Annotated in this window: 15 protein-coding genes; 7 read left to right on the plus strand and 8 right to left on the minus strand. The window is 39.8% G+C overall.

Going from position 1 to position 13,720, the window contains the following annotated elements:
* Positions 1-278: 278 nt before the first annotated feature.
* Genes P1X15_RS24695 through P1X15_RS24705 form a run of 3 tightly spaced genes read right to left on the minus strand, consistent with a single transcriptional unit; the run spans position 279 to position 1,660 of the window.
* Positions 279-707: a hypothetical protein gene (locus P1X15_RS24695; RefSeq protein ID WP_277340810.1), complete on the minus strand. Its 429-nt coding sequence runs from the start codon at positions 705-707 to the stop codon at positions 279-281.
* A 1-nt stretch (position 708) separates the two neighbouring features.
* Positions 709-1,164, minus strand: a complete 456-nt coding sequence (locus P1X15_RS24700) for a helix-turn-helix domain-containing protein (protein ID WP_277340811.1) — start codon at positions 1,162-1,164, stop codon at positions 709-711.
* Positions 1,157-1,660, minus strand: coding sequence for a hypothetical protein (locus tag P1X15_RS24705; protein ID WP_277340812.1), 504 nt, complete (start codon positions 1,658-1,660; stop codon positions 1,157-1,159). The genes P1X15_RS24700 and P1X15_RS24705 overlap by 8 nt, the downstream gene beginning before the upstream one ends.
* A gap of 454 nt (positions 1,661-2,114) precedes the next feature.
* Between P1X15_RS24705 and P1X15_RS24710 the strand changes: the two genes are divergently transcribed.
* Positions 2,115-2,306, plus strand: coding sequence for a hypothetical protein (locus P1X15_RS24710; RefSeq protein ID WP_277340813.1), 192 nt, complete (start codon positions 2,115-2,117; stop codon positions 2,304-2,306).
* A 155-nt stretch (positions 2,307-2,461) separates the two neighbouring features.
* Here the strand turns inward: P1X15_RS24710 and P1X15_RS24715 are convergent, their stop codons facing one another.
* From P1X15_RS24715 to P1X15_RS24730, 4 genes are all read right to left on the minus strand, one after another.
* Positions 2,462-2,686 (minus strand): hypothetical protein, encoded by a 225-nt coding sequence (locus P1X15_RS24715; RefSeq protein ID WP_277340814.1) that lies wholly within the window; start codon positions 2,684-2,686, stop codon positions 2,462-2,464.
* A 62-nt stretch (positions 2,687-2,748) separates the two neighbouring features.
* Positions 2,749-2,961, minus strand: coding sequence for a hypothetical protein (locus P1X15_RS24720; RefSeq protein WP_277340815.1), 213 nt, complete (start codon positions 2,959-2,961; stop codon positions 2,749-2,751).
* Positions 2,962-3,365: 404 nt separating this feature from the next.
* Positions 3,366-4,238, minus strand: a complete 873-nt coding sequence (locus P1X15_RS24725) for an AraC family transcriptional regulator (RefSeq protein ID WP_277340816.1) — start codon at positions 4,236-4,238, stop codon at positions 3,366-3,368.
* 499 nt (positions 4,239-4,737) lie between these two features.
* Entirely contained in the window at positions 4,738-5,973 is a 1,236-nt protein-coding gene (locus P1X15_RS24730; RefSeq protein WP_277340817.1) for a DUF819 domain-containing protein, read from the minus strand.
* Positions 5,974-6,600: 627 nt separating this feature from the next.
* Here P1X15_RS24730 and P1X15_RS24735 point away from each other — a divergent pair.
* From P1X15_RS24735 to P1X15_RS24760, 6 genes are all read left to right on the plus strand, one after another.
* The gene (locus P1X15_RS24735; protein ID WP_277340818.1) at positions 6,601-7,077 is read left to right on the plus strand and encodes an Lrp/AsnC ligand binding domain-containing protein; all 477 of its coding nucleotides are present in this window, start codon (positions 6,601-6,603) and stop codon (positions 7,075-7,077) included.
* A 186-nt stretch (positions 7,078-7,263) separates the two neighbouring features.
* Positions 7,264-8,706: an MBL fold metallo-hydrolase RNA specificity domain-containing protein gene (locus P1X15_RS24740; protein WP_277340819.1), complete on the plus strand. Its 1,443-nt coding sequence runs from the start codon at positions 7,264-7,266 to the stop codon at positions 8,704-8,706.
* 12 nt (positions 8,707-8,718) lie between these two features.
* Positions 8,719-9,672, plus strand: a complete 954-nt coding sequence (locus tag P1X15_RS24745; protein WP_277340820.1) for an acetyl-CoA carboxylase carboxyltransferase subunit alpha — start codon at positions 8,719-8,721, stop codon at positions 9,670-9,672.
* The gene (locus tag P1X15_RS24750) at positions 9,673-10,299 is read left to right on the plus strand and encodes an HAD family phosphatase (protein ID WP_277340821.1); all 627 of its coding nucleotides are present in this window, start codon (positions 9,673-9,675) and stop codon (positions 10,297-10,299) included.
* A gap of 6 nt (positions 10,300-10,305) precedes the next feature.
* Positions 10,306-11,463 (plus strand): site-2 protease family protein, encoded by a 1,158-nt coding sequence (locus tag P1X15_RS24755; RefSeq protein WP_277340822.1) that lies wholly within the window; start codon positions 10,306-10,308, stop codon positions 11,461-11,463.
* Between the two features lie 61 nt (positions 11,464-11,524).
* Positions 11,525-12,682, plus strand: a complete 1,158-nt coding sequence (locus P1X15_RS24760; protein ID WP_277340823.1) for a pyridoxal phosphate-dependent aminotransferase — start codon at positions 11,525-11,527, stop codon at positions 12,680-12,682.
* On the opposite strand, the gene P1X15_RS24765 is transcribed toward P1X15_RS24760, so the two are convergent.
* A complete protein-coding gene (locus tag P1X15_RS24765; protein WP_277340824.1) occupies positions 12,679-13,338 on the minus strand; it encodes a hypothetical protein in 660 nt (219 codons plus the stop codon). The two genes, P1X15_RS24760 and P1X15_RS24765, sit on opposite strands and share 4 nt — an antisense overlap.
* Positions 13,339-13,720: the final 382 nt, after the last annotated feature.

Below are 13,720 nucleotides of genomic sequence, written 5' to 3' on the forward strand. Positions count from 1 at the left end.
ATTGGGGGTTGGCCATGTCGCAATTGTACATTAAATTTGGCGATAGATTACAAGCTGACAGAGAAAATTACCTCGGAGGCTGAAAAGGCAAAACTAAAATCCTGACACAGTTCAGCGTACACTCCCAAATCCTGACACAGTTCAGCGTACACTCCCAATCCTTGCAAGTCTCAGTAAAATAACACCTTAAAATCATATAGTCTTAGATTTAACTAAAAATCACTCAAAATAACTTGTATTTAGGGATTCTTAGATTTAATTTTTCATTACAGCCAGACTCACCACATATCCGTATTTTTTTCTATTAGCGGAAGAATTGCGTTATGCAAGAAAGTACCTCTAAAAGTAGAAAACATCACCCCTCTTGCCGTAGAAATCGCAGAATCATTTAGAGAATCTCGCAATTGCGAATTTATATCTACCTTCCCTTCGGCTTCCCTAACCGCCTTTTCAAAGCCCTGAATTTCAAAAATGCAACTTACTGACAAAGTCCCGTAAACAATCGTTCGTTCTTCGTTAGTAATTTTAGTATGTACAATCACAAAAATTAGTTTTTCCTCACTATTAACACTATTTTCAATACGAACCTCAAAACTAGCATTTCTTAATAAAGAATTCGGATTGAGTTGAGAGTTCAACGAACTAGCTAGCAACTCAATCCTATTTATTCTCACCCCAACGTCTAGAGTATCTTCTACTTTTTCCATTTTATGCTTCGTATACCTTTGGTTGTGAAAAAGAAGAACTGAATTGATGACTTGATGCCGTTACCATTTTTCCCTCCTGCCCATTAGATGGAGTTAGTAAAACTATAGGCTGAACTACAACCTTAACTTCGATTTTTTTCTGATAAACCACCTGATTGCTTATGGGTGCACCTAACAAGGTCATCAGTTCTACATCAAGGGTTAAGGCAATTTCAGTTAATATATCAATAGTAAAGTTATGGGTTCCACTCAACCACTTAGTGATTTCAGACGGATTTTTTCCAGTATGTTCAGCAAACTGCGACTTATTCCAACCTTTAGCTCTCATCAAATCCTCAATCCGAGCAGCAAGTTGCATTTTTACTTTTGTCTTTTCCATTTCTTTTGGATCGACTTCGTCTAGTAACTCCTGAAGTCTAGAGCTATTATACGTCCTTGCCTTAGTTTCTTTATTCATCGTCGTAGTTTTTTAAATTTCCTTCCAATTCCATACCCTCCCAATGCAAATCACCCTTATCTATCTGTTTTATGATACATTCTGCATAGCTCATTATCCTCCTAACCTCTTCCGATAGTTTCTCATCTTCTTGCCACCTTCTTATTGCTTTATCTTTATAACCGCCCCCACCCAGTATTATTGCAATTCCGCTAAACCTTATACAATACAGCCGAAGATTGCTTTCTTCCTCATCATACAGTGCATAAACATACTTTCCATAACGCTTCTGAAATTCGTAATCACCCTCTTGTTTAAAGAAGCTTTCTCTCGCTCCTGTGTTATGACCAATCACTTTTATCCGCTGAAGTATTTGTTTTATTTCATTTTTGTATTCATATACGTATTCCCCCACAAACTTATCAAGCAATGTCTCATTATCTCCCTGTGGAATGATAGAATAGACACTTGCCTCCCCTCCACTAAAAGCTTGCATTTTGACAATTTCGTAGTTCACTTTTCTTAACGAGGAGGTTTATAATGAATACATATAATAACAATACGTTTCACTTATATATGAAATTATACTGCAAAATTAGTACCTAATATGAAAATATAACGAAAAATACAGGAAAAATTTCACTAATAAGTGAAGAAATAGCTTAAGTCAAGAAACTATCATTTAAACATTACGAGCAAAAGTGCAAAAAATAGACTCGCTACTGCAATCCCAATCGAGATATGGCCAAGGTTCAAGGAGCATATGACTGCGCGTGTCAAAATTATCTTAGACATTTTGGCAAATTTCAAAGGAGAAAACCCCGAAAATGCTCTAAAACAGATACTTGTCCGCATCAAGGAAACTACCAAAGGAGAATTTTCGTTAAAGAGGTACTTCAATCAGTTGCGTGTTTTAGCTCAACTTCGTAACTTAGAACCGCTGCGGCGGGTCGCTCAATTTAAAAAACGCTATGGACAGCATTGCAGAATACATCAAAGAAGAAAGGGACGTTCTCTATCTCCGTGGGCAAGAACGAGCACAAACGAAGTGTGTAACTAACTTACTTCAAAAACTAAATTTGCCTTTTGAGCAAATTGCAGAAGTTGCTGGTGTTACAGTAGATTTTGTAAAATCTGTACATCGACAACTCACTGAAAAATAAATTTTCGAAGGGCTTTTATAGTCAGTCTATTGAAGCTTTAGATATTTTCTACACAAGATATTTTCAAAAGCCTTTTGAGTATCAGTAAGTCTTCATACTTTCGGCTACACCCAAAGAAAACGACGACTCCAGTAAGCAAGTTTTTGGAGAATAAGTTAAAGTTTTTTTTTCAGTATCGAATGTTTTGTAGGATCATAATCTACGGGAATCATATCTGCAAAAAAACCCACACATCTATAATTTTCCACGACAGGGGCATTTTTCACTAAATTTCCCCAAGTATCATCTTTTTTTACAACCTGCGACACTACAATGGAATCACTTCCCTCATTACTTTCATAAAGGAAGTCAATAAGAAAATATCCTAAAGAGTTATCCATAGAATGGTTAGAATGGTTTAAAATGGCTAAATATATAGTGATAACCTCAGTTTCTCTATCCCTTAATCAATCCTTTGTAGACGCTGAAAAGCTTCCTTTTTGGCTTTAATGTCTGTATTATTAAATATTTTAAAGTTTTCCCAGTCTACATAAGCGGTGTTACTAGATACATGTAAGTAAGGGCGCTTCTCAGCACTGTCGAGCTCCGGAACATATATCACAGTAAGCGTGATACTTGGCTGATACTTCGGATAAAATGTCAACGTAAGTTTCATTCCCAATAACGTTACCAGTCATTTATTTAACAAGTTATGAAACTTTGATTATGAGACCAAGTTTTGGTACTATAAAATGTTTGTAAGAATTAAAGAAAGTCGTAGTTGTAGTGAATATGCTCTTTAAAAGCACTTTCCAGTAGAACAAGGATTGAAACCTCCGTTTTCCCTGTGTTCAAAGCCTAGGCAAAAAGCTTTAAAAGTGCTTCGGATCAGTGGCGTAGCAGCGTGTCCTTTCATAGTCGTGGTATAGAAAACTGCAAGTATTACTTTCTTTTAACCTTAAAATAAAAAAATTTTGATAAATAATTATACTTTTGATATATTTGTCTAACTTATTAAAGTAGTGGTAATGACTTTTTGAGCCTCTCCATTTTATGAGGAGGCTCTTTTGTATTTAAAGGTTATTCTGCGTCTGAAGAGACATTTTTCTTTACTTTGCCGGGAGTAATATGAAACCATCTTTTGAAAACATCAATAAATTTAATAGGCTGACTATATCCCAAAAGTTTTGACACGTCTTCTACTTTATATCCATTTTGGAGTAAATCCAATGCGTAGTTCAGTTTTATTTCGGTATGACATTCAAATACTGGCCTTCCGTATTTGGTTTTAAATGTTTTTTTAAATTTTGACACACTCATGCCTGCCTCATTTGCCATTTCTTCAAGCGAAGGTAGCTTTACCAGCGGTTGAGCGATGTATTTATCGTAGAGTTGGGCAAGTTTTTCTTCATCTTGTGTGGTAGCTTCGACAAAAACATTTTTTCGCGTAAAAAACAGTTCAGGTAAATAATCCGCAAAGAAGCCATCTAATAGACTCCCTATCATTTGTTTTTTAGCCACCCCTTTGTCATATAGGGAGTCTTTTAAGGAGGTAATATGCAATAAATTATGCAGATCTTGCCTACTAAAACTGAGCGGTGTCAAGGTAAGATCTAGATTTAACTTTGCTCTGATACTATAAAAAACTTCAAGAGGATACCGCGCATACGCCCACTCCCAAGGCACAGCGATTGAAATCAACGAAATAGGAATAGAATCTATCGTCCAAATATCAGTATCGGCTGCCGAACAAAAAACATTATCTATCACCAAACCAATACCTTCTTTAGAAATCTGAATAGTCGCCAAAGGACAATGCAGATAAAATCCTTCAAAAATATTAATACAATTGAGAGAAGAATGAGCTTCCATTACCTCTCGATTAAATACAATAGGCTCATAATAAGGGTTTTGGTTCTGATTAAAAACAGGGAGAGGTGTTGCATTGTCCATAGTGCAATAGGGTGAATGTGTGGATAATTAGACATAATATAAAAAGAAGTAAGCTAAAAATAAAAATGCTGAATAGTAAAGTAACAAGTACCAGCTTGACAATACAGAAAAACCAATAAGTTCCTCATAATGACAAACTTAAAAAACATAAGATATATAAGTTGAGCAAATAGGCAGCTCCCCAAAAGCCCCCTAAATACTAATAATCAGAACGCCAAAGCAAGTCGATTTTTTTCTCAAGCATATATATATACGTTACTAAAAACCCTCATAGGGTTGCTTGATTAGCCATGGCTTTTAGAATAGAAAAATGGAAAGTAAGCTAGCGGTGGCGGAGTTGACTCACAAAGCAGCACTTGAAATAGATATAAATATTGCTTTTCATAGAAATAGAGAGGTTGGTCAGGTTATAGGTAGTATATGCTTTAATATGATATAATATTTCGAAAAGTATTATATGTCGATTATCTACTCTTCAAAATATTTATTTTATATGGTTTTATTCCGCAACCCACTGCATCATTAAGCCAGTCAAGTACCCGCCATAAGTACCTACGGCATATCCTAGTATAGATAACAAAACCCCTACAGATGCCAAAGAAGGATGAAAAGCAGCCGCAACCACAGGCGCCGAAGCCGCCCCGCCTACATTGGCTTGTGAACCTACGGCGGTAAAAAAGAAAGGAGCATTGACGAGTTTGGCAACGACTAGTGTAATAATCACGTGCATCGACATCCAAATAATACCGACGGCAAACAGTCCAGGGTTTTCGGCAACTGCAAAAATGTCCATTTTCATCCCAATAGTTGCGACCAAAATATACAAAAAAAGGCTCCCTATTTTGGAAGCTCCAGCAAACTCAAGCTGGCGTAAACGCGTAAAAGAAAGCACAATACCAATCAATGTCACTGTAGATACAACCCAAAAGAAGCTGGAGGTAAGGCTTAGTTTTTCGAGAGAAGGATAATGCTCTTTAATCCACGGAGCCATAAAATCGGCAAAAAGGTGCGCTAACCCCGTAGCACCAAACCCTACCGCACCTATCAATACCAAATCTTTGAGCGTGAGCAAGCGCTGTGATACTTTTTGTTCCTTCTCTAATTTATGTTTTAATTCTTCAATAGAAGAGGCATCAGCTTTAAAAAAAGAATCAATCTTACTCGCCTGCCCAGCACCGTAGATAAGTACCGCCATCCAAATCTCGGCCACAATCACATCTACTGCAATCACCTGCGAAAACAGTCGGTCACTAGGCTGAAATATCTCTTTGAGGGCAGTTTGGTTAGCACCGCCTCCTATCCAGCTACCCGCAATCGTCGATAGCCCCCGCCATACAGCATCAGCCCCTTGCCCACCAACTACCTCTGGAGCTACGCTTTTGACTATGCCAACAGCAACAGGCCCACCCAACATCACTCCGAGTGTACCCGCAAAAAATACAATGAGGGCTTTGGGGCCTAATCTCAACACTGCTTTAAAATCCATGCCAAGTGTAAAATAGACCAAACAGGCTGGTAGTAAATATTGGGAAACAACGGAGTATAATTTTGATTTTTCGCCCGAAATAATTCCAAATGAATTATAAAGACCAGGTATGAAATAACAAAGCAATAAAGGAGGGACGATTGTATAAAGTTTTTTCCAGAAAGGATGCTCAAGAGAAGCTGTATAAAAAATAACGGCAAGGGTAATCATCAAGAGCCCCAAAACCACGGCGTCAGACGTAAAAATCATAGAAATAGATTTAGAAAAATAGGGATACACCTACAAATCAAGGCAATCTTTCCTAGATTTTATAGTTTTGGAGGTTATAAAAAAAACACACAGGCCTCAAGTTGAGCCTGCGTGTCGCAATTACACTTCATCAACAAACTAAAAACCAAATAGTTTCTTTATTTTTTGAGGTTGTGTCATCGACGCTACCTCTTGGGATATTTTAAAAGGATAACTTGTTAGATTCAATAGTTCGCAGTGCGAAATGGTCCAACAAGCTATCCTTGAGTATCTTGCTGTAGGAGGGGGATTCGAACCGCCCACGGTGCAGTTAGCCGCGATACAAAGTTTGGTGGTCTACCCCAGTCGACTAGAGTGCCGGCATTATATCGTGTTTGTCCTGTTGTCACCACCCCCGAGACAGGAGGGCATGGCTGCCAAGTTTCATCATCCTACAGTATAAAAGAACTTTGTCGTTTAAACTTACTCAATGTTATTTACTAAACATTTCAATTGAGTAGATTGACGATGCAAAACTAACACTTTTCATCTTTCATTGCAAATCTTATAGCAAAAATTTTAAAAATTTTGATTTTATTTAATAAAACACGACTTTTGTTGAATAAAATTCAATTTTATCACTTCATCATGGACCGAAATTTAGAAATTGACAAAATTGACGGTACTGACCTCAAAATTCTGGCACTTTTGTTGGAAGATGCGCATTTGGCTTACACCGAAATCGGGAAAAGAGTGAACGTATCGGGCGGTACTGTACATGTACGTATGAAAAAACTTGAGCAACTTGGCATTGTCAAAGGAGCTCAATTATTAGTAGACCAAACCCGTTTAGGTTGGGATATCAGCGCTTTTTTAGGGATTTATTTGGACAAAAGTTCACTTTACGAAGAAGTAGCCATTGAACTCGAACGTATCCCTGAGGTTGTCAATATTCATTATACTACGGGTATTTATAGTATTTTTGCCAAAATAGTCTGCCGCGACACCGAACACCTCCGTCAAGTATTACACGACAAAATCCAAAAAGTAGGAGGTATCCAACGTACCGAAACCTTCATTTCTCTCGAAGAGCGTATCGCCCGCTCAGTCCCTTTGACTGAGTAACTTTACTCAATCAAAATCCTACCAAAATAGCTTTCTGTTGGTTCAATAAATGTCCCAAATGTGATATATGTCATCATTTTTGATACTTTTGTAACAATCATTCTTCAAACATTGAAAACCTTTGGTTGAGTCCCCTCGTTAGAGGAATGTAATAACCCCCTTTGGGACAAGGAGCGAGCAATATATATGAAATTAACATTTTGGGGTGCTGCTCAGCAGGTTACAGGCAGCATGTACCTCCTAGAATTAGACAACGATTATCGAATTTTGGTAGATTGTGGCTCAGACTTTGAAAGTGGCGACCGCAAACGTCTTCAAAACGAGACAGACACACCTTTTCCTAACGCGCTTTTTCCCTTCGAGGCTTCTAGTATCAATTTGGTTCTGTTGACCCACGCCCACATCGACCACTCGGGCAATATCCCCAATCTGTATCGCGACGGCTATGAAGGGCAAATCCTCTGTACGGATTCTACTTACTCATTGACAGCGATTTTGCTTAAAGATGCGGCGATTCTTAATCAAAAACGCCTCAACGAAATCAACAACGCCAATGGCCCTAAGCGTAAAAAAGGCAAAAAAAAGAAAGACCTTCCCAAAGATTTGTATCTCGAAAAACAAGTAAAGGAAGCTCTTGAAAATTTTGTACCACTAGCATTTAATAGAAGATTTAAAGTTGCCGACGATTGTTTTGTAACTTTTGTGCCAGCTGGACACTTATTGGGCGCTGCTCATATTTTGGTAGAAACTTGGGAGAATGGACAAAAAAAAGTAATTGGCTTTTCGGGCGACATTGGACGGCAGGGCTATCCCTTACTCAATGATCCCGGCACATTGTCGCAAGTAGATTATTTGGTGTGCGAAAGTACTTACGGAGATCGCCTCCATGATCTCAAAACCACTCCCGAATTGGCCTTAGAAGATGTCATCCGCCGTACTTGCATCGATATTCCTGGACGTCTTATTATTCCCTCTTTCAGCGTGGGACGTACTCAAGCGCTTTTGTATACCCTCAACAAAATCTACACTGACAATCATCTTCCTCCTATCAAAGTGTTTGCTGATAGTCCTTTGGCGTTTGAAAGTTCTCGGGTGTATCAGCGCAATATTCGAATGCTCAATCGAGAAGCGCGAGAGTTTTATGAAGACAATGAAACCTTGTTTGATTTCGAAAATTTAATCTATCTTGAAAGTACCGATGCCAGTCGGTCAGTATCAAACCATACAGAGCCGTGTATTATCATTTCCTCTTCCGGCATGGTACGTGGGGGACGCGTCGAATACCATGTAGCTCAGAACATTAGTAATCCTTATTGTACTATTTTGTTGATAGGTTACTGTGCCGAAGGCACCCTTGGATGGCGCCTTCTCAACGGCCAAAATACGATACGTATTCGTGGGAAAGACGAACAAGTATTGGCCAATATCGAAAAAATTGACGTATTTAGCGGCCACGGAGACCGCGATGACCTCGTCAAATTTGTACAACAACAATCTCCCACAACCCTGAAAAAAATATTTCTCGTGCACGGAGAAGCCCCAAGTATGGAAGCTTTCAAAAATACTTTGACTTCTATGGGGTACGAGAATGTTGAGATTCCTGTAAAAGGACAAACTTTTGAATTGTAAGCAATTTACGCTATGCCAACCTATTTAGATTTTGAAAAACCTGTGGCTGACCTTGAATCCAAGCTTATAGAGCTTAAGAAATTAGCTGAAACTACCCAAGTGGATGTATCGGAGGCCGTCGTTAGACTCGAAACTAGCATCGTACAATTGAGGCAAGATATAAGCCAGAACCTCACTCGATGGCAGCGGGTACAGCTTTCGCGCCATCCAGACCGCCCTTACACGCTCGATTACATTGAGCTTATGTGTGAGGAGTTTATTGAACTTCACGGCGACCGTACGGTACGTGACGATCCCGCTATGGTGGGAGGTTTTTGTAACATTGATGGGCAAAATCTTTTGATTATTGGCCAGCAAAAAGGTCGTAATACCAAACAACGCCAACAACGCAACTTTGGCATGGCCAATCCCGAAGGCTATCGCAAAGCCCTTCGCCTGATGAAATTGGCCGAGAAATTTAATAAACCTATCGTGGCTCTCATCGACACCCCAGGCGCATTTCCGGGGCTTGAGGCCGAAGAACGCGGCCAAGGGGAGGCGATTGCTCGCAACCTCAAGGAGATGTTTATGCTCAAAGTACCGGTTATTTGTATCGTAATCGGTGAAGGCGCCTCGGGAGGTGCATTAGGAATTGCCATCGGAGACCGTGTGCTGATGCTCGAAAACACTTGGTATTCCGTCATTTCTCCCGAAAACTGCTCTACTATTCTGTGGCGTAGCTGGAATTTTAAAGAGCAAGCCGCCGAAGCGATGAAAATCACCGCCAAAGACATGGAAGATGCAGGCTTGGTAGATGGTATTGTACCAGAACCACTAGGTGGTGCTCACCTTGACCATAAAGCCATGGCTAGCACCCTCAAGAAAGTAATTTTGGAGCATATCAACGAACTTCAAAAACTAAGCCCCGAGGAGCGTATCAACCAACGAATTGATAAGTTTTGTTCAATGGGTGTTTTTATTGAGTAAATGAAACATATCAAAAATATCATATTCGATCTAGGTGATGTCATCATCAATATTGATGTACCTCTCGCGGCTCAGTCATTTGCTTCTTTGACCCAAAAGCCCTTGAACGAAATTCAAGGGCTGATTCATCAAAACGAAGTATTTAAAAAATTTGAAACTGGACAGCTATCCGCTGTTCAGTTTAGAGACTATATCCGAGAACTTCTCCAACAACCCACTTGGACGGATGAGACCATCGACCAAGCTTGGAACTCACTTTTGCTCGACATCCCCCCCCAACGCATCCAAAAACTCCAAGAACTCGTCCAAAAAGGTTATCGTTTGTTTTTGTTGAGCAACACTAGTTCTATTCACGTCGAAGAAGTAAACCGAATCCTTTATCGTACGGTTGGCATCGAAAAACTTGATACTCTTTTCGAAAAACTTTTTCTTTCTTACGAAATGGGCATCATGAAACCCACCCCCGCTATCTACGAAGAGGTGTTGGCACAAGCCCGTTTGGCAACCCACGAAACCTTATTTTTGGATGATAATGCTGACAATATCAAAGCAGCCTCTATTTGCGGGATTCAGACGATTCATGTCCAAAAACCTGTTTCGATGATTGAGTACTTACGCGATTTCTAACACAGCATGAATATCAAACGCATTCATATCATCCAACTCCTGTTGTTTATTGCAACGCTCATTACCACTTCTTTGTCGGGGGCAGAGTGGATGTTTGGACGCCCATTTGATTTACCTTTTTTCAAAATTGAAAATCCACTTGGCTGGGAACACTTCTGGCAAGGATTTCAATTTTCTATCCCTTTTTTAGGGATTTTGACAGTACACGAATTTGGTCATTATTTTGCCGCCAAAAAACACAAGGTCCGCGTTACGCTTCCCTTTTATATTCCTTTGTGGTTAGGATTTGGACAAACTATCGGTACTTTAGGGGCTTTTATTCGGATCAAAGAATTCATCCGTTCGCGTCAAAAATATTTTGATATTGGGATTGCAGGCCCTTTGGCTGGCTTTGTAGTAGCAGTAGGCGTACTTTGGTACGGCTTTGCCAACCTCCCCACCTTAGATTATATCTTCAAAATTCATCCCGAATACAAAAAATTTGGAATGGGATTTGCCCGAGTTGTCTATGCCAATCAAAATATGAGTGGCAATATTCTGCTGGGTGATAATCTGCTTTTTTCTTTCTTTAAAAATTATGTAGCAGACCCCACTCGCCTTCCCCCCCCTCAAGAAATCATCCACTATCCCCTTCTCTTAGCGGGATACTTAGCGCTGTTTTTCACCTCGCTCAATCTGATTCCAATCGGCCAGCTCGACGGCGGTCACGTACTTTATGGACTGATTGGGGGCAAAAAGTTTAGAATTGTAGCACCCATCTTATTTTTTATTTTTATTACCTACGCTGGTTTAGGGGTATATCATCCTGAAGAGTTTGCGATTGCCAACGACGAAATTTTCTGGCAAAAAGTAGGTTATTTGGGGCTCTATATTTTATTTTTACAAATCTGCTTTAGCCGAATTTCCGAATCCAACCCCCTCACTAGTTGGATGTTAGCCTTATTATCTGTTACGGTTCAGTTAGGCATTTCGCTCGTTTTCCCTCAGGCAGAGGGCTATTCAGGTTTTTTAGTTTTTGGATTTTTGTTAGGGCGTATTTTGGGCGTTTATCACCCCCCTACCGACGATGCCAAGCCCCTAAATCTTACGCGCCAAATTTTAGGTTGGATTTCGCTCATTATCTTTGTGCTTTGTTTTAGTCCCAAACCGTTTGTTGTATTGTAAAATGGGTACGTTTGGGTGGTTTCCTTCCTATTGTACTCTTTCAGGTTCCAGTATTTAGTCAATGATTATCCAACTCGCTCAACGCGCCACTCAAGCCCAAGAATATTATTTCTCGGTCAAACTCGCCGAAGTCCGCAAACTTATTGCAGCCGGCCATGATGTCATCAATATGGGAATTGGCAATCCAGACCAAGCACCCTCCGAAGCGACCATCAAAGCACTCACCGACTCTGCTTCTCTTGCCAATAGCCACGGCTATCAAGCCTATAAAGGAATTCCGGCGCTTCGCCAAGGGATTGCCCAATGGTACGCCCGGGTCTATGGCGTCGCTCTCAATCCCGAATCTGAAATTTTACCACTCATCGGCTCTAAAGAAGGAATCACCCATATCAGCCTTACCTTCTTAGATACTGATGATGAAGTACTTGTACCCGAACTAGGCTATCCCGCCTATCGCGCAGTAAGTGAGATGGTAGGAGCCAAAGTAATCGAATACCCTCTTTTGGAAAACCAACAGTGGCAACCCGACTGGGAAGCCATGAAATCCTTGGTCACGCCCAAAACCAAAATCATTTGGCTTAATTATCCTCACATGCCCACGGGAGCACCCGCCACTCGCGAGTTATTTGAGAAAGCGGTTAAGTTTGCCTTGGAGCATCGCATCTTGCTTTGCCACGACAATCCTTACAGCCTCATTCTCAACCAAAAACCCCCGATTAGTCTGCTCTCAATTGAAGGAGCCAAAGAAGTAGCCATCGAGCTTAATTCTATGTCGAAGTCCCACAATATGGCGGGATGGCGTGTGGGATGGCTCTCAGCAGCCAAAGACTACATAGATGCCATCCTCACTATCAAAAGCAACGTAGATTCTGGCATGTTTTTGGGAATTCAACAAGCCGCCGTAGCTGCTCTCCAAAACGCTGACGAATGGCACATTGCTCAAAACAATGTGTATCGAAGCCGTTTGGATGCTGCCAAAGCTTTTTTAGAAGCTTTGAATTGTACTTATGATCAAAGTCAAGAAGGCATGTTTTTGTGGGCCAAGCTCCCCGAAAAAGTTGCATCTGCGGAGAAACTGGTAGATGACTTACTGTACCAAAAACATATTTTTATCGCTCCGGGCTTTATTTTTGGACCCAAAGGGCAAAGATACATTCGCTTGTCACTTTGCATGCCAGCCGAAAGAATTTGGCAGGCAGTTGAGCGGCTAGCTCCCTAATAAACCTGGCGCGCCCACTGCAAAGAATCTCTAAGCATGAGGGGCTTTTGCTGACGCCTCCAATCTTCTTGTAAAATATTAAAGAAAGATAAGGTTTTTAACCAGCTTGATACCCCATTGTCTAAGTCGTTTCGGAGTCTAAACAACTCAAGCTCACCCTGCCAATGGACTGATTTATGGCGATATTTCTTTTTTAAGAAATGCTCTAAAGTCGTAAGACTCACCCCGTCGTGTACATAATATCGATAAAAGCTATGTTCGGTCTCTTGAAGAGGCAAATGATTGTAAAATGACCGAGCATAGTTTTTTTTGCTCATTTTGAAGCATCTTACCACTTCAACCTCTCCTTCCAATACCACTTCAACAACCGCCATACGGCCATTTTCGGGTAAGGTATTGGTCTTAAAACGGCGAAGTCGCTGATTTTTAGTATCCAAAAACTCAAAAGACTGAAGTTGCACATTTCCAAATGATTTTTGAATACCTTCTGGTAGTTTCACAGATACAACTTCTACGTCGTTGGCATAAACCAAGCTGCCTTCCAAACGTTCGCCGCTGGTAAGCAGGATTTCTCCTTTAAACCAATCATTTTTGCTTTGAGCTTGGGCCATAAACATATAGCCCACTAAGCTCATGCTTAGTAAAATTTTTTTCATGTTAACTAATAATGGATGAAGTGTGTAAAATATAACTTTGCCAATAATAGTATTAAAAAAAACAATACATATCACTAACAAACCAAACTAATATTTCAAATATAACAACAAACACAATACAAAAAATAATCATTTCCAATAAATATAGAATATTGTTTGTTTTCAACAATAAACTCTCAAAAAAATATAATTGTACTATTATTATATTCACATCAACAACTAAAAAAATATACTTGATACTCCTTCCACAATCCCTATCTCTTTCAAATGCTCAATTAAAAAAATAGCTTTCTTTTTAGCTCCCGCTTTTTTTGATTTACTTTGTAATTCAAACGACTACCAGTCAACGTCTTATTTTCAAATTATTAAACAAAACCTACCT

Origin of the sequence: Runella sp. MFBS21 (assembly GCF_029433105.1) — a bacterium.
In the GTDB taxonomy this organism is placed as follows: Bacteria; Bacteroidota; Bacteroidia; order Cytophagales; family Spirosomataceae; genus Runella.